Origin of the sequence: Obesumbacterium proteus (assembly GCF_001586165.1) — a bacterium.
GTDB lineage: Bacteria > Pseudomonadota > Gammaproteobacteria > Enterobacterales > Enterobacteriaceae > Hafnia > Hafnia protea.
Genome location: NZ_CP014608.1, coordinates 4,040,093 through 4,057,710 on the forward strand (window position 1 = coordinate 4,040,093; position 17,618 = coordinate 4,057,710).

The window sequence follows — 17,618 nt, forward strand, 5'->3', positions numbered from 1 at the left end:
GCGTGCTTTTTCAGGACATTGCTCTTCATTCTTTAGCTCCCGAACGATGAAATCGGTTCTTAAATTCGAATACGTGCTCGGCACACACATCCATGCAACGCCCGCAGCTGATGCAATCTTTGCTCAGTACCAGCGGGCTATGATCGTTATTTAATACAGGCTCACGTAACACCTGAGACTCTGGACAAACGTGAAAACAATCCATACAGCGCGTGCATTTTTCTCGATGTTCGGCGCTAACACGAATAACCGCTTTAGCACCAATCACGCCATACAGCGCGCCCATCGGGCAAATGTGACCACACCAACCATGCTCCGTCACCAGCAGGTCAAACAGGAACACCGCAAGAATCAGCCAAAGGCCGCCAAAAGCGCCGAAAATCAGGCTACGCCCAAGCAGCGCTACCGGATTCAACCATTCCCACAGCAAGGTGCCACTGATGGCACTTCCTGCCAGCACCGCCAGCAAAATGCCATAGCGTAGGCTTCGTGGCAGTGAGGCTGATTGGCGGATATTCAGCTTACGCCGCATCCACGCCGCTAAATCAGTGACCGGATTTAACGGACAAACCCATGCACAGAACGCGCGGCTGGCTATCAGGGAATAGGCCACCACAATGACCAATGTTCCTACCAAGGCCGTGAGCGCAGGCCAGTGTCCCGCAAACACACTTTCCAACATCATTAATGGATCGGTCAAAGGAACGGTTTCGAGCAGTAAACTGCCGCTGTAGTTCCCTTTTAAAATCCAAATGCCCCACCACGGCCCTGATAAAAACATCATCAAAACCGCCAGCTGGCTTAAACGGCGTAACAGCAGCCAGCGATGGCTGCGGATAATACCGTGACGTTGGCGTGCTTCAAGACCGGCCTGATTTGCACTGTTCGCCATCATTCACCTCCCTGCGGCATACGTGAAGGTAGCTGGGTACCGGACGGAACTAATGAGTGTCCAGCTTTCGCTTTCTCTTCCCACCCCAAACGGTAATGCTGTCCAAGCTCCCCGCGTGCAATCGAGAGCGGCAACACTTTGATCGCCGCCTCATCCAGTACGCAGGCCTGTTCGCATTTTCCGCAGCCGGTGCAGGCATCGCTGTGAACCGTCGGCAAGAATTTCGCATGCACGCCGGTTCGCTCGTTGCGATGCAGCTCCAGCGTGATGGCTTTATCAATCGATGGGCAGACGCGGTAACACACATCACAGCGTAAGCCTTGCCAATTCAGGCAGTTCTCATGATCGAGCAACACCGCCAATCCCATCCGCGCATCATCGATGTCGGTCAGTTTGGGATCGAGTGCCGCGCTCGGACAAGCCACCACACAAGGAATGTCTTCACACATTTCACAAGGCGTTTGTCTCGCAACAAAATAAGGGGTGCCTGCCGAAGAAGGCGACAGCAGCGTCGCTAACTTCAGCGTGTCGTAAGGACAAGCCTGAACGCACTGCCCGCAGCGAATGCAGGCGCGCTCAAACTCACCGTCCGGCAAGGCTCCCGGTGGACGCAACGCTAAGCCATCACGCGCCTGTGATTGCTTTTGCTGCAATCCCAGAACCAACGCCAGCCCGGCTAATCCACCCGCACTGCGCACTGCATCGCGTAAAAAGCGACGACGCGCAGGCCCTTTATCTCGTTGTTTCGTCATCAGGTAACGCTCCTTGCCTGATTAGGCAGTCACCTTTTCAACTTTTACCGCGCATTTTTTGAAGTCAGTTTCTTTTGACAGCGGATCGGTTGCATCCAGCGTCAGGTTATTCACCAACTGAGCGGCATCGAAGAACGGCATATAAACCAGTCCTTGCGGCACACGGTTACGTCCACGGGTTTCAACGATAGAAACCAGTTCGCCACGGCGAGAAATGACCTTCACTTTATCGCCACGACGCAGGCCACGCTGTTTCGCATCCAAAGGATGAATAAACAGCACCGCTTCTGGGAACGCACGGTGCAGTTCAGGTACGCGACGCGTCATCGAACCGGTATGCCAATGCTCCAGCACGCGACCGGTAGAAAGCCACAGATCGAATTCTTTATCTGGAACTTCAGCCGCTGGCTCAAATGGCAGCGCGAAAATCACCGCTTTACCATCTGGTTTGCCGTAGAAACGCACGCTTTCACCGGCTTTAACAAACGGGTCAAACCCTTCGCGATAGCGCCACAGCGTTTCTTTGCCGTTCACCACTGGCCAGCGGATACCGCGTGCTTTGTGATATTCATCGAACGGAGCCAAATCGTGGCCATGACCACGACCAAATGAGGCGTACTCTTCAAACAGCCCTTTCTGCACGTAGAACCCAAAATCACGCGATTCATCGTTCAATTGATCGGCTAGGATCTCTTCTAACTTGAATTTGTCGACGTTGCCGTTGGCATAAAGCACATCGAACAACGTTTTACCCTTCAGCTCTGGTTTGCTGTTGATCAGTTCCGCAGGCCAAACCTCTTCTACTTTGAAGCGTTTGGAGAACTCCATCATCTGCCACAGGTCAGACTTCGCCTCACCCGGCGCTTTCACCTGCTGGTGCCAGAACTGAGTACGGCGCTCGGCGTTACCATAAGCCCCTTCTTTTTCCACCCACATTGCGGTTGGTAAAATCAGGTCGGCGGCCAAAGCGCTGACGGTTGGATACGGATCGGATACCACGATGAAGTTACGTGGATCACGCCAGCCTGGCATACGGTCAGCGTTGATGTTTGGCCCAGCCTGCATGTTGTTGTTACACATCACCCAGTAAGCATTGAGCGTGCCGTCTTTCAGCGCACGGTCTTGCGCTACGGCGTGCAGACCCACTTTTTCTGGAATGGTGCCCGCTGGCAGTTTCCAAGTGTTTTCGGCGATCTGGCGATGTTTCTCGTTGGTCACCACCATGTCTGCTGGTAAGCGGTGGGAGAACGTCCCGACTTCACGCGCCGTACCACAGGCTGACGGCTGACCGGTCAGAGAGAACGGACCACAGCCCGGTTTGGAGATTTTGCCGGTCAACAGATGGATGTTGTAGCAAAGGTTATTCGCCCAAACGCCGCGCGTATGTTGGTTAAAGCCCATCGTCCAGTAGGAAACAACTTTGACGTTAGGATCGGCATACAGCTTAGCCAGTGATTCCAAGGAATCCTTTGGCACACCGGTCATTTCGGCCGTTTTCTCCAGCGTGTACTCCGCCACGAATGCTTTGTAGTCTTCAAAGCTCATTGGCTCGGAGGCATCGCTGCCCGGATTTTTCGCAGCTTTTTCCAGCGGATCGGTTGGGCGTAAGCCGTAACCGATGTCTGTTGCGCCCTTGCGAATATTCACGTGCTGCTTCATGAACTCCTGATCGACCGCATTATTCTGAATAATGTAGTTTGCGATGTAGTTCAGGATCACCAAGTCAGACTGCGGGGTGAAGATAATCGGGTTATCGGCCAGCTCAAAGCTGCGGTGTTCAAAGGTAGACAGAACCGCCACTTTGACATTTTGGTCGGTCAAACGACGGTTGGTAATGCGCGACCAGAGGATCGGGTGCATTTCCGCCATGTTTGAACCCCACAGGACGAAAGCATCGGCTTGTTCGATGTCATCGTAGCAGCCCATCGGCTCATCCATACCAAAGGTACGCATAAAGCCAACAACCGCAGATGCCATACAGTGACGCGCATTCGGATCGATGTTGTTAGAGCGGAAACCTGCTTTGAACAGTTTGGAAGCGGCATAGCCTTCCCAAACGGTCCACTGGCCCGATCCAAACATACCCACTGACGTTGGGCCTTTTTCTTTCAGAGAAGTTTTGAATTTCTCTTCCATCACGTCGAAGGCCTGATCCCAGGTCACCGGCGTGAATTCGCCCTCTTTGTTGTACTGACCATTCTTCATGCGCAGTAAAGGCTGCGTTAGACGGTCTTTTCCGTACATGATTTTTGGCAGGAAATAGCCTTTAATGCAGTTTAGGCCACGGTTAACCGGTGCATCTGGATCCCCTTGAGAAGCCACGATGCGACCATTTTGTGTTCCAACCAACACACCACAACCGGTACCACAAAAACGGCACGGCGCTTTATCCCACTTAATTTCATCAGCCCCACCGACAACCGCTTTCGCGACGGTCGGAATAGTCAGCCCCGCAGCTGCTGCTGCAGCGGCGACGGCGTTGGCTTTCATGAAGTCTCGACGACTGAGTTTCATGGCGTATCCTCACCTTGCTCATCCTGCTGGTGATAAACCAGCGACACCGCCAGCACACCTGCCACATTGCGCGCTGACTCAATTCTGTCTAGCAATGCGTTTGAATCTTCGCTTTGCATGACAACCACTAACTTGCCTTTTTCTTGTTCTGTCGCTGCCACTTCAGTTTCTGGCATGGCGGCCAGAGCTTCTGCGACGGCGGGTACGGCTTCTGGCTTGGCTTGAACAACCAATCCACATACGTGCCACATCTCATTGCTCATACTTCATTCCTTGCTACCGCGTCGTGCGTTTCAGGCCGCGCCGCTGGCGTTATTCGAATAGCATCAACCGGGCAACCGCGAACACATTCGCCACAGCCGGTACATTTATCTAAATCAACCGTGGGTTTTGCAATCCCGCTCAAATGCGGTGCAAAGCGGATGGCATATGGCTCGCAGGCATCCTGACAGCTGCGGCATTCAATGCCTTTTTGCGTTAGGCAGTTCGTCTGGATTTCTGCCTGAATAGTCCAAGGCTGTGTGCGTTCAAGTTCAAAAAGCGGTAATTCACAGGCATCAGCACAACGATGACAGAACGTGCATTCAGCGCGATGGAAGTCGATAGCAGGGAATCCGCCATCGCCCGCGATTAACACACCGGTTTCACACTGTTCAATACAGGAATGGCAACGCGTACAACCTGCGATAAAAGCAGGCTCTGGGATTGTCCAAGGCGGACGCTGTGCGCTAGCGGGCTTGCGCCAGCGAGCACTGAGTAGATTGCGCCGAGAAAGCGTAGTCATGGGTACTCCGGTGACATTGCTCATCCATCCTGATGAAAAACACGTACCAATAAAAATGAAAGATATTGCTGGTCAGCGATATTGTTTTAATTTGTTGTTAGTAATAATTCTTATTTAACTAATGACCAGAAATATAGGTTTTTTCTAAGCATAAAGTATGCGGATTAGAGGATGAGTTATAATCCCCCTAAATAGGTAATTGTGGGTATCGATTGCGCGAGATCAAACCTTTTGCTGGGTTTTCGCGCACTGTATAGACCCTGCAATCACATTTCGTTATTTACTGATTTATATAACGATTGTTTGGGTACCCTGTTATCAATAAACAGAACGGTACTAATAACCCATTTATTAAGCACCTGCACAAAAATGATGACGACCTACCGCCCTTTTTATCGCTGTCATACGAAATAGGTATATTAGATTGCTCGTAAAACGTTCGGTTACCAGCACCTTGGCTAAAACGCTGGCCGCTATTGTGATCCTCTCGGTTCTCTCGACCGGCATCGCGCTTGTTACCGTAGCCAGCAGTTTAAGCGATGCCGAAGCGGTGAATATCGCAGGCTCACTGCGCATGCAAAGTTATCGTCTGGCCTATGATCTAACCAATCATCCTGATGATGTCGCCGTACATCTGGCAGAGTATGAGCAATCGATGCAGGCTCCTGCGTTGAAAAAGCTCGACCGATTCTATGTTCCATCCTCTGTTCGTGAAGAGTATAGACACCTACTGGAAACTTGGCTTTTATTAGACCAACAGCTTAAAGCTGGCAACAGTGACCAGTATCTTGCTCATGTCGCCCAGCATGTCAGCCAGATCGATCATTTTGTCTTGGTACTTCAGCATTATTCTGAGCAAAAAATGCAGCAAGTGGCGGCGATCAGTTTGCTAGGTGTTTTGATGATCGTCGGGCTGGTTTGGTTTGCGATCCGCACCACGCGTCGTGAGGTTGTCTTCCCGCTGAATAAACTGCTCAATGCCAGCCAGCGGATGCAGAGCGGCTATTTCTCTCCGATGCAGCTGGACGTTAACCTTCCCAACGAAATTGGTGTGTTATCAAAAACATTCATCAGAATGTCGAGCGAGCTTGAAAAGCTTTATCGCTCTCTTGAAGACAAAGTTCAGGAGAAGACAGAGAGCCTGACGCAGGCGAATAAATCACTCGGCGTGCTATTTGATTGCTCGCAAGCGCTGACCGTCAGCGAAATCACCCAGCCTAGCTTTGAGAAAGTGCTAAATATCGTGCGCACCAGCGAAGCCTTAGATTTTCTGGAATTAGAAGTTCATGACAGCGGTAACGGTCGTTGGCTTTTACACAGCGGTCAGCTTGATGATTCAGCGTCCACTTCAGCCATACCGCTAACGTTGGACGGGCATCGGTTGGGGGAGTTACGCTGGCCTCAGCATCAACATCCCCAGCAGCAGCTGATGCAAAACGTTGCTAACATGCTTAGCCGAGGGGTCTATTTCAACCGTGCGCAAAAACAGCAGGTTCAGCTGTTATTGATGGAAGAACGGGCGACGATTGCACGAGAATTACATGATTCGCTGGCCCAAGCGCTCTCGTTCCTGCGTATTCAGATAACGCTGCTCAAACGTTCTATTCCCAGCGACAACACCCAAGCGCAGGCAATCATTCGTGATTTTGACCAAGCGCTGTCTGATGCCTATCGCCAACTGCGTGAATTATTGGCAACTTTTCGTTTAACTATTCAGGAAGCTGATTTGCGAGAAGCCTTACATCAGCTCTTAGCGCCATTAAAATTGCAAACTGACGCCGTTATTACGTTAAACTGTGCCCTTTCTTCGCAGTCACTTAACGCTCAGCAGCAAGTTCACGTCTTGCAAATTGTGCGCGAAGCCGTACTAAACGCCATCAAACACGCTCAGGCAAAACATATCGAAATACGCTGTCATTACGGGCCAGAAGGCGAAAGCGTGATCAGTATTCAAGATGACGGCGTTGGGATAGCCAGCCTTGAGGAACCCGATGGACACTACGGCCTGACGATTATGGCCGAACGGGCGACACGACTGGGTGGTGAACTGACCATCCGCACGGTGCCCCCAGCAGGTACAGAGGTTTCGTTGATTTTTCAGCACTGATGGTCAGCGGCAACGGGTATTTAATTAAAATTTAATAGTAATAGGCAACGGGCCGCCCCTATTATTTATTTCGGAGCATTTTATGGAAAATGAAAGCTACGCAGTTATGATCGTGGACGATCATCCGCTTATGCGTCGCGGAATTCGTCAGCTACTTGAACTCGATCCTGCCTTTAACGTGGTAGCAGAAGCCAGCAGCGGCAGCGAAGCGATTGCATTGGCCAGTCGCGCCCAGCCCGACGTGATCTTATTAGATCTCAACATGAAGGGGCTATCGGGCTTAGATACGCTGAAGGCGCTGCGTAATGAAGGCGTTGATGCACGCATCATTATTCTCACCGTTTCAGATTCACGCAGTGATGTTTATGCTTTAGTTGATGCCGGTGCCGATGGTTATTTACTGAAAGATAGCGAGCCAGAAACGTTGCTATCACAGATCCATCAAGCAGCAAGCGGTAAAAATGTCTTTAGCGACATCATCAGCGAATATTTGGCATCACGCACTGAGTTAACCGATCCTTTTGCCGATCTGACTGAGCGCGAACTTGATGTCCTGCAGGAAGTGGCGCGTGGCCTGTCTAATAAGCAAATCGCTTCACAGCTACATATTTCCGAAGAGACGGTAAAAGTGCATATTCGCAACCTGCTCCGCAAGCTCAACGTGCGCTCGCGTGTGGCGGCAACCGTTTTGTATTTAGAACACAAAAATCAATAACACCGACAATGAGCGATGACCACAAGGCTGTCGCTCACCCTTCTCAACGAATCCATGAATTAAATCGCTGCCAGCAGTTGTTCAGCATGCTTCTTAATCCACGCTTCGTTTAGCGGCCCCCAGTTTTTCAACTGATAGTAACCATCGTTGTTACGCACGCCCTCTTGAACAAAGTCCAGCTCAACGCCCATACCTGGTAGCGCTTTAATCACATCCTGTAAGGTTCTACGTGGCCAACCTGTTACCTGCATAAGGTGAGGAACATTCGGCTTCTCCAGATGGCTAATCAACCAACAGAGATATAAACGTCGCGCAAACACGGGGTTAAAGTCCATTTGTTCTCCTAATTTACCCACCAGTGGCTGAAGTTAGAGCCAAAAATGATTAATGACATTGGTATTGTAGGTAATTTAGCAAGAAAGAAAAGGAAGCAAGGCGGAAATCAACGGCATTGTCATGTAACAAAAGTCCGAATAGGTAGTAAAACATCAGGCTATTATTAATTAATTTGTAATATTGAGCTTTATTTAATTCAATTTTAATGAACACTTATTCTTGCGAGGATTAAGTAATCGAAAAATCCATTCATTAAATAGTTTTATATAATTCCATCATAAAACATGATCATTAATCATAAAAACCGCACCTCCACCATAAAAATAAATAATTACTCAACTAACATGGATGTTTCTGCCTAAAAAATATTCACGAACCATTATTGCTATAATGACAAAAATGCATTACAAAGAGCATCCAATAGCATTACTTATATATTTAATAGCTTCGATTCTGAGCAAGCGTTCAGCCTTAAGTACATTGCACCAAAAACAGTTCTAGTTTAATGAAAAAGGCGTGAGCATACGCGTCAATAAAAATTGATATATTTCACGATTTGATTGCATTATTTCTATTAATTTAAAATATGTCATTTAACTAATTTATTACGGAGAATAATATTGTGAAACGGAATCTATTTATCGCCATTATGGCACTCTCATCGGCAACGACATTTGCCGCAGAGATGAATGCGGGTAAAATTCATTTTACCGGCCAAATCATTGAGCCAAGTTGTGTAATCGAAGGTGATAGTGGCACTGACTCTACCGTACCGCTAGGAACCTACCCGACCTCGCTTTTTACCGGCCCAGGAATAGAGACAGATCCTGTCCCTCTCTCTATCACTCTTAAGGACTGCCCGCTGACTAGCGATGGTCTCGCAGCCGTTCAACTCACCTTTACAGGCAGCACCGCATTAACGGGTTCTAATACCTTGTTGGATGTCAGCAAGATAACCACCGGCGGTACAACAGCTGCAACGGGAGTTGGTATTGCGCTTAGCCCTGATGGACACAACACCGAGCATCTCAAATTTGATGGTTCTGAAGGACAGGTTTATATCCCATTATCTTCAAATGCCTCAGACAAGATTAGCGCATCATTTAACGCCCGCTATATATCATTCGCCCAAGTTGTCACCGCAGGCCCTGCGGATGCTGATTTAACAGTGAATATTCTTTACCATTAATTCTTGCTATTCCATCCGGCGTGTTATTAGCGAATTCACTATTACACGCCGACATTTAAAATATGGAAAATTCAGATTCAGCGTAGATTCCTACACGGTATCTTTACTTATTAAAGGGATTTTATATGCGAATTATCGCGCTGAAGGCTTGCTCTGTTATTCTTGCTTTTACTACCTTCAGCCATGCAGCAGGAATTCAAATAGGGCGGACTCGTGTTATCTATGACGCAAGCAAAAAAGAAGTCGCCCTTTCGCTGAAGAATACAGAAACAGAGCTGCCATGGCTTATTCAGTCATGGATTGATACCGGTGATGGAAAAACACGAGGTCCTTTTATTGTGACCCCACCGCTTTTTCGCCTCGACCCGCAAAAAGAGCAGAACCTACGTATTACGTGGTCAGGCCAAGCGTTGCCGACCGACAGAGAATCCCTGTTTTATATGAATGTGCGCACTATCCCGGCGATGGAAAAAAGTGACGATGATAAAAATGTCCTACGCCTGATATATAAAACACGCTTGAAATTATTTTGGCGCCCATCAGGGCTAAACGGCACGCCGATTGACGCCTGCAAGAATCTAAAATTTAGCCGACAGGCAAACCAGTTGCATATTACCAACAATGGCGACTACTACAGCGTTTTCGATACCTTAAAACTGAATACAACAGCAATAAAAAATGCCGAAATGGTGGCACCAAAAGCAACTGCGCAATTCCTGCTGCCCGATGCGGCTAATGGTTCGAAAGTGGTATGGCGCTGCATTACTGACTATGGCAATGCGTCAGATGAATTTACATCAAGTTTAACTCAGGATTAATGGTGCTTAATGGCTGCTAACGGACTGCGCCTAAATATCTTTCGCCCTATTCGGCGATCTCATCCAATGCGACAAACCCTAAGCGGTTTGCTGATGGTCGCCATGGGTAACGTTAGCGCACAAGAGTTTTATTTCGCGCCCTCCTCACTTGAGGGGGATGGACTATCGCAGCAGGATATCGATTTATCGTTATTCTCAAAAGAGAATGGGCAGCTACCCGGCACCTACCAGACGAAAATAAAAATTAATAAACAGAACGTCGATGAGGAATCAATCAACTACATTAACAGCAAAAGCGGAGCACTACAGCCACAGCTGACCCCACAGCAGCTACGAAAATGGGGCGTTCGCGTAGATGCCTACCCAGAGCTGGCAAAACTTGCCGAAAACGAACCGCTGAACAAATCGATTAGTGACTACATTCCCTTTGCCTCGGCAACGTTTGATTTTAATGCCATGACATTGCGCATCAGCATGCCGCAAGCAGCCATTGATGAGCATCATAATGAAAAGATTGATCCTTCCCGCTGGAATGATGGCGTACCCGTTCTATTTGCCGATTATTCCTTCTCTGGCTCACGACGTGAAAATTCGGGAAGCGGCAACAGCGACAGCAGCAACAACCAATACCTTAACCTACGCAGCGGAGCTAACCTCGGCGGGTGGCGCTTGCGCAATTATTCAACATGGCGACAATCCGATGATTCCCAGTCTTGGCAGACGATTAATACTTGGATCCAGCACGACATCCATCAATTAGAAGCGCAATTTATTGCAGGTGAAAACAGTACCCGAGGTGATGTTTTTGATAGCCTGCAGTTTCGTGGAATCAACGTCGCTTCTGACGATCAAATGCTACCGTATAACCAGCGGGGATTTGCGCCAATCATCCGTGGGATAGCCAGCTCTAACGCTGAAGTTTCAATACGCCAAAACGGCTACGTTATTTATCAGGCCAACGTGGCACCGGGTGCCTTTGAAATTAGGGACCTGTACTCAACGACCAACAGCGCCGACCTTGAAGTCACCATCAAAGAAGCCGATGGTACCGAGCACCGCTTCACACAGCCCTACTCTAGCGTGGCTGTCATGCAACGGCCGGGCAATATTCGCTATGAAATGACGATCGCACGCTATCGTGCGGATGATAATCAAGCCTCTAATGAACCGCTATTTGCCCAAGGCAGCGCGATTTATGGCCTTAATAATTACTTCACACTTTTCGGTGGTTCTACCTTCTCATCAGACTATCAGGCTTTTGACAGCGGAATTGGCGTTGTTTTGGGTAATTTAGGCTCAGTGTCAACCGATGTGACATGGGCGCGTGCACGTTTGGATAATGACGAGCAGCACGATGGGCAGTCTTGGCGCTTAATGTATACCAAGAAGATAGAAACCACGGACACCAACTTTTCGCTGGCGAGCTATCGTTATTCCACCAGTGGTTACTATAACTTTGCCGATGCTAACGAAAAATATGATGACAACGATGACAATATCGACTGGTCGTACCGTTACAATAAACGCAGCCGAGTTCAGTTAAATATTAATCAGACTCTACTGGACAGCAGTATATATTTTTCATCGTATCAACAAGATTATTGGCAAACTAGCCATAAAGAACGCAGCGTATCATCAGGCATCAATCGAACGATAGGTGACGTCAGCGTTAACCTTGCTTACACCTATAGCAAAACCAGCGATGAAGCGGGCGATCAGATGCTGTCGCTAAGTTTTAGCGTCCCGTTATCACGCTGGCTACCCAAAAGTTGGGCCAGCTATAATCTCAGCACCAGCAAACAAGGCGATACTAGCCATAGCGTTGGGCTTAACGGCACCTTGCTTGATGACGACCGGCTGAGCTACTCATTACAACAGAGCCATACCAACCATGGCAGTACTGACAACAGTAGTATTTATGGCAGCTATCGTTCTCAATATGCCAATTTAAATGCAGGTTATTACTACGCATCCGACAACTCTCAGCAGCTAACCTACGGCATGAGCGGAGCCGTTGTGGCTCATCCAGCCGGTGTCACCCTATCTCAACCTCTCGGAGATCAGTTTGCCATTGTCAGTGCGAAAGGCGCATCCGGCGTGCGTTTTACCAACCAGCGCGGCGTCCAAACCGACTACTTTGGCAATGCCATCATCCCTTCTCTAACGCCTTATCAGGAAAACACTATTTACATCGATACCACCAGCCTGCCAGACGATGTCGATACAGATGAAACGACGATGACGGTGGTTCCCAGCCGCAGCGCCGCGGTTAGCTCGCAATTTACGGCGCATGTAGGTTATCGCGCCCTGATTTCATTAACTCGACCCGATGGACGCATGATTCCCTTTGGCGCGGTAGCCAGCGTAGACGGGTTAACACTGAGCGGAATCGTGGATGACCGCGGCGTGTTATATCTTTCTGGCGTGAGTGAAAACGTGCCATTAACCGTGACATGGGGAAGCTCAGCGCAACAACGCTGCCACGCCAGCGTCACGCTATCCCCCTCTTCTGACTCGGCACCTAACGGTATTCACCAGACCAGCGCACTCTGCAATCCGGAGGCAAATCATGCAGAATAATGAGCTAACCCGCGGTATGAACCGTGTACGAATGAAGATCTTGTTTGGGTTATTGGCACTTTTCCCTATATTCACTCAGGCAGCAACAACCGTATTGCAAGGATGTTTCTCCACGCTTGCCGATTACGCGATTAATATCAACACTGAAATACCATCTGCGCAAAACAGGAATGGAAACACAATTAACATTAGCGACCATATTATCGGTGAGGGGCCGTCAATAACCGCCAACTGCGCTTGCCCAAGAAACCTTTACTCCAATACCATTATTTATGAGTCTACGGCGGCTGGAAGCCCACTTCCTCCTGGGCGAACTGGATATGGTTATTTGACCGAACACCTCGATATCGACATCACTGGTTATACTAATTCAATAAATTCCTCCGACGGAAGTGGTCTGCAACCAATCAGCATCAGTACCTATCCAACACCATTTTCGAGCATGGCGAAAGTCAACGATTCCTTGCTAAAACCGACTGAAGGTACTGATGACGTCTGTAGTGATGCAACACGGCCAACTGGCGGGAGTACAACGAAAAGAGGCTTCAAATGGAATGTCATCGGCCTCAGCATTTACGTTAAAGCGGCAATTTTAGGTGAGGAGATCATTCCATCCACTATCGTTGCGCAAAACTATTCCTGTCTCGCCATGGGTAACTATTGTTCTCTCAGTGACACCAATCAGGTTTCTAATATTCGCATCGCCGGTAAAATCACCGCACCTCTCACCTGCACAATTAATGCTGGCAGCACGATTGAGGTTGAACTAGGCGACATTGTGACCTCCCAATTCGTTGCCCAAGGTCAGCCACCAGCAAGCTACACGCTAAAAAACGTTGATATCTCCTACCACTGTGACGATCCTGCCGCAGCAAACGCAGGGAAAATAAAGTTCAGTCTTAGTGCCGATCAAGGTGTTGTACCAGACAGCAATAACCTAATCGCCAGTATGCTGAATCGCAACGACGTTGGCGTGCGCATGTATGATAAAAGTGGCAACGATATTGTATTAGATGGTTCGCTTGATTTACCCGTTACGCTGGACACTCAGGGAAATGGCAAGATCAGCATGGACGCGGCACCGGTGAGTACCACCTCAAATCGTCCACAGCCTGGAAAATTTGAAGGTAACGTTACGGTCAAAATGGAACTACGCTAAAATTTGTCGCTCTGCAGCAGCAGGGCGACGCCACATTTTTGTATGAATCTTACGCAAACATACAGTCAAGAAGCGCAACTGCAGTAAATTCATACGCTGCGAAAAAATATTTACCATTTCTCCTTTTTTTCTCCACGTTTTGAACTCGTCAACAGGATAAAGTGCGTTAGCATGGATCGGTTTACGTCTAGACTTCCACTTTCAAGCATAAGAGTAAGCGTTATGAGGGTATTCACCCGTGGCTAATTTCTTTATCGATCGCCCTATTTTTGCCTGGGTTATCGCCATTATTATCAGCCTGACCGGGTTGTTAGCAATTAACTCACTGCCCGTTGAGCAGTACCCTAACCTTGCGCCACCGACGGTGCGTATCAGCGCATCTTATCCAGGCGCATCAGCACAAACGCTTGAGAATACCGTCACCCAGATCATTGAACAGAATATGACGGGATTGGACGGATTGCTCTACATGTCCTCCCAAAGCAGCAGCACCGGCAATGCCACAATCACATTGACATTTCAGGCGGGTATAAACCCTAATGAAGCCATGCAGCAGGTGCAAAATCAGCTGCAAGGCGCCACGCGTAAGCTGCCGCAAGACGTACAGCAACAGGGGATCACGGTTTCCAAATCGGGTGATAGCAGCCTGATGACCGTTGCGTTTGTGTCAACAGACCACAGCATGACGCGACAGGATATTGCCGATTACGTCGCCAGCAACCTGCAGGATCCGATTAGCCGCATCGACGGCGTCGGCAGCGTCGATGCCTTCGGCTCACAGTACGCAATGCGTATCTGGCTCGATCCGAACAAGCTTAATAGCTATAACCTCACCAGCCAAAATGTGGTGAATGCGATTGAAACCCAGAACAACCAAATCGCCGTTGGGCAAGTCGGCGGGACACCGTCGGTGAATGGTCAGGCGCTGAACGCCACCATGAATGCCCAAGCCCAGCTGCAAACGCCGGAAGAGTTCAGAGACATCACGCTCAGAGTCAATGCTGATGGTTCTTACGTCACGTTAGGTGACGTTGCTACGGTCGAGCTCGGGGCTGAAAACTATGACTATTTAAGCCGTTACAACGGAATGCCCGCCTCAGGAATGAGTATCAAACTTGCTTCTGGCGCTAATGAATTAGCCACCGACAAGCTGGTTAAAGCTAAGCTCGGCGAGCTTGAACAGTATTTTCCTCACGGTCTGAAGGTTGAATACGCTTACGAAACGACACCGTTTGTTCAAGCATCGATCAAAGACGTCGTAAAAACGCTGTTTGAAGCGATTTTCCTCGTCTTCTTGGTTATGTATCTGTTCCTGCAAAATTTCCGTGCAACCTTGATCCCAACCATCGCCGTACCGGTTGTTTTACTGGGAACGTATGCGGTGCTTTACGCCTTTGGCTACAGCATCAATACGCTCACGATGTTTGCCATGGTGCTCGCCATCGGATTACTGGTCGATGATGCGATAGTCGTCGTCGAAAACGTCGAGCGCGTTATGGCCGAAGAGGGATTGTCGCCCAGAGAAGCCACGCGCAAATCCATGGCGCAGATCCAGAGTGCGCTGGTTGGTATTGCTCTGGTGCTGTCTGCGGTGTTTGTACCGATGGCGTTTTTTGGTGGCACCACTGGCGCTATTTACCGCCAGTTCTCGATCACCATCGTTTCCGCGATGGTTTTCTCTGTTTTAGTCGCGCTTATTCTTACCCCTGCGCTGTGCTCTACTCTGCTTAAACCGATTAAAAAGGGTCACGTTCATACGAAGCGAGGTTTCTTTGGCTGGTTTAACCGCGTATTCGATCGCAGCACTCGCCAATATGAAAATGGCGTTGCTCGCGTCATTCGTAACAGTGGTAGAACCATGCTGCTGTACCTACTGATTATTGTCGGTCTAGCGCTCGCCTTCACCCGCTTGCCAACGTCATTCTTACCGCTGGAAGACCGTGGGGTCTTCATGACCCAGATTCAGTTGCCGGTGGGTTCAACCCAGCAGCAGACACTCAAAGTGGTTGAGAAAGTTGAAAACTATCTGTTGCAGGATGAAAAGAAAAACGTTGTTTCCGTCTTCTCGATTATCGGCTCTGGGCCTGGGGGGAATGGTCAGAACGTGGCGCGTATGTTTGTCCGCTTAAAACACTGGGATGAGCGTACCGGGCCTGATGATACGTCGTTTGCCATTATCGATCGCGCAACAACGGCATTCAGCAAAATTAAAGAAGCCAGAGTCTTTGCCAGCAGCCCACCGGCAATCTCCGGTCTAGGCAACTCAGCCGGTTTTGATATGGAGCTGGAAGACCATGCGGGCCTCGGCCATGCGGAACTGATGAAAGCGCGTGATACTCTGTTGGCCGCCGCGGCGAAAGAGCCTCTCTTGACGCGAGTTCGCCACAACGGTTTAGATGACAGTCCCCAACTACAGGTAAATATTGACCAACGCAAAGCGCAGGCGCTTGGCGTCAGTATCGATGATATCAATAACACCTTGAAAACAGCGTGGGGTTCGACCTACGTCAACGACTTCCTCGACCGAGGCCGCGTTAAAAAAGTTTATGTTCAGGGTGCGGCGCCTTATCGTATGCTGCCGGATGATATTTATCGTTGGTACGTAAATAATAGCAGTGGTGCAATGGTGCCGTTCTCCGCCTTCGCCAACAGCACATGGACATCAGGATCACCGCGGCTCGAACGCTATAACGGTAACGCAGCATTGGAAATCGTTGGGGAAGCGGCAACAGGCGTCAGCACCGGTACGGCTATGGATATAATGGAACGCCTCGTTAGCCAATTGCCAAATGGTATTGGTTTGGAATGGACGGGGATGTCTTATCAGGAACGCCTCTCCGGCGCACAAGCGCCAGCGCTTTACGCCATTTCATTACTGGTGGTATTCCTGTGTCTGGCTGCGTTATACGAAAGCTGGTCTATCCCCTTCTCCGTTATGCTGGTGGTGCCGTTAGGCGTATTAGGTGCAGTATGCGCGACGTGGATACGTGGTCTGGAGAACGATGTTTACTTCCAAGTTGGTCTGCTCACCATCATTGGCCTTTCAGCCAAAAACGCGATCTTAATTGTTGAGTTCGCCAACGAGCTACATCGCTCTGGCAAAGATTTATTGGAAGCTACACTGGAAGCCTGTCGGTTGCGACTACGCCCAATTCTGATGACCTCATTGGCATTTATCTTTGGCGTATTGCCAATGGCCATCAGCCACGGCGCAGGTTCAGGCAGTCAACATGCCGTCGGTACGGGCGTATTAGGCGGAATGTTCACCGCCACTTTCCTTGCCATCTTCTTCGTACCGGTGTTCTTCATTTTGGTTCGTCGTCGTTTCCCAGGAAAAACCGCGTCAGCGATTGAACCTGAAGAAATCATCCCGCCAAATGAATAGCCATTAATAAGCAAAAGGCAGCCGCTTGGCTGCCTTTTTTATGGGGTATGACCCTTGGTGTTTGGCTTATCACAAAGTTATTAATGATATGGCTTAAAACGATCTCTTCATTGCCGACTGCTTCAAACTCACTACCGATAACTAGCTTACTGCCCGACCAGTTTCAGAATTACTGGTGCTTGTTTTGCAACATGGCGTCAATAAACGCTTTCCAGTTGCTCAGTTCTGTATCAATCATATTTACGTCTTTTGTGGCCTACATAATTTAGTACCCGCACATGATAACCTTTTAGAGACCAGCGGTGAATAATTGACCTATTCGATATTTCTATCAATTTGATGGTTAGAAGCCGCAATTATGGTAAGCACGCAGATCAAATTGACATA

General features: G+C 49.0%; 13 protein-coding genes. 7 read left to right on the forward strand and 6 right to left on the reverse strand.

The genetic code is table 11. From position 1 onward, the window contains the following. Positions 1 to 25: 25 nt before the first annotated feature. Genes napH through napF form a run of 5 tightly spaced genes read right to left on the reverse strand, consistent with a single transcriptional unit; the run spans position 26 to position 4,942 of the window. Entirely contained in the window at positions 26 to 892 is an 867-nt protein-coding gene (gene napH, locus DSM2777_RS18920; RefSeq protein WP_061554859.1) for a quinol dehydrogenase ferredoxin subunit NapH, read from the reverse strand. Further along, a complete protein-coding gene (gene napG, locus DSM2777_RS18925) occupies positions 892 to 1,644 on the reverse strand; it encodes a ferredoxin-type protein NapG (RefSeq protein ID WP_025797491.1) in 753 nt (250 codons plus the stop codon). Before napG ends, napH begins: the two co-directional genes overlap by 1 nt. A 21-nt stretch (positions 1,645 to 1,665) precedes the next feature. Further along, positions 1,666 to 4,158 carry a nitrate reductase catalytic subunit NapA gene (napA, locus tag DSM2777_RS18930; RefSeq protein ID WP_061554860.1) on the reverse strand — a complete coding sequence of 831 codons (2,493 nt, stop codon included), beginning with the start codon at positions 4,156 to 4,158 and terminating at the stop codon, positions 1,666 to 1,668. Further along, complete coding sequence (napD, locus tag DSM2777_RS18935; RefSeq protein ID WP_025797488.1) at positions 4,155 to 4,421, reverse strand: chaperone NapD; 267 nt, start codon at positions 4,419 to 4,421, stop codon at positions 4,155 to 4,157. Before napD ends, napA begins: the two co-directional genes overlap by 4 nt. Next, positions 4,418 to 4,942 carry a ferredoxin-type protein NapF gene (gene napF / locus DSM2777_RS18940; RefSeq protein WP_046457089.1) on the reverse strand — a complete coding sequence of 175 codons (525 nt, stop codon included), beginning with the start codon at positions 4,940 to 4,942 and terminating at the stop codon, positions 4,418 to 4,420. The genes napD and napF overlap by 4 nt, the downstream gene beginning before the upstream one ends. 424 nt (positions 4,943 to 5,366) lie before the next feature. Between napF and narQ the strand changes: the two genes are divergently transcribed. Continuing rightward, positions 5,367 to 7,049 (forward strand): nitrate/nitrite two-component system sensor histidine kinase NarQ, encoded by a 1,683-nt coding sequence (narQ, locus tag DSM2777_RS18945; protein ID WP_046457090.1) that lies wholly within the window; start codon positions 5,367 to 5,369, stop codon positions 7,047 to 7,049. Between the two features lie 82 nt (positions 7,050 to 7,131). Continuing rightward, entirely contained in the window at positions 7,132 to 7,764 is a 633-nt protein-coding gene (narP, locus tag DSM2777_RS18950; protein ID WP_046457091.1) for a nitrate/nitrite response regulator protein NarP, read from the forward strand. A 59-nt stretch (positions 7,765 to 7,823) separates the two neighbouring features. Here the strand turns inward: narP and DSM2777_RS18955 are convergent, their stop codons facing one another. Continuing rightward, the gene (locus tag DSM2777_RS18955) at positions 7,824 to 8,099 is read right to left on the reverse strand and encodes a winged helix-turn-helix domain-containing protein (RefSeq protein WP_061554861.1); all 276 of its coding nucleotides are present in this window, start codon (positions 8,097 to 8,099) and stop codon (positions 7,824 to 7,826) included. A gap of 623 nt (positions 8,100 to 8,722) precedes the next feature. Between DSM2777_RS18955 and DSM2777_RS18960 the strand changes: the two genes are divergently transcribed. The 5 genes from DSM2777_RS18960 to acrD all read left to right on the forward strand — a co-directional run bounded on the left by DSM2777_RS18960 (position 8,723) and on the right by acrD (position 17,231). Beyond that, on the forward strand, positions 8,723 to 9,289 hold the full coding sequence (locus DSM2777_RS18960; RefSeq protein WP_335340652.1) for a fimbrial protein: 567 nt from the start codon (positions 8,723 to 8,725) through the stop codon (positions 9,287 to 9,289). A 125-nt stretch (positions 9,290 to 9,414) separates the two neighbouring features. After that, positions 9,415 to 10,107 (forward strand): fimbrial biogenesis chaperone, encoded by a 693-nt coding sequence (locus DSM2777_RS18965; RefSeq protein WP_046457093.1) that lies wholly within the window; start codon positions 9,415 to 9,417, stop codon positions 10,105 to 10,107. A gap of 66 nt (positions 10,108 to 10,173) precedes the next feature. Next, positions 10,174 to 12,687 carry a fimbria/pilus outer membrane usher protein gene (locus tag DSM2777_RS18970; protein WP_237087790.1) on the forward strand — a complete coding sequence of 838 codons (2,514 nt, stop codon included), beginning with the start codon at positions 10,174 to 10,176 and terminating at the stop codon, positions 12,685 to 12,687. After that, positions 12,677 to 13,846, forward strand: a complete 1,170-nt coding sequence (locus DSM2777_RS18975) for a fimbrial protein (RefSeq protein ID WP_061554863.1) — start codon at positions 12,677 to 12,679, stop codon at positions 13,844 to 13,846. Before DSM2777_RS18970 ends, DSM2777_RS18975 begins: the two co-directional genes overlap by 11 nt. 238 nt (positions 13,847 to 14,084) lie before the next feature. Next, positions 14,085 to 17,231: a multidrug efflux RND transporter permease AcrD gene (acrD, locus tag DSM2777_RS18980; RefSeq protein ID WP_061554864.1), complete on the forward strand. Its 3,147-nt coding sequence runs from the start codon at positions 14,085 to 14,087 to the stop codon at positions 17,229 to 17,231. The last annotated feature ends 387 nt before the right edge of the window (positions 17,232 to 17,618 follow it).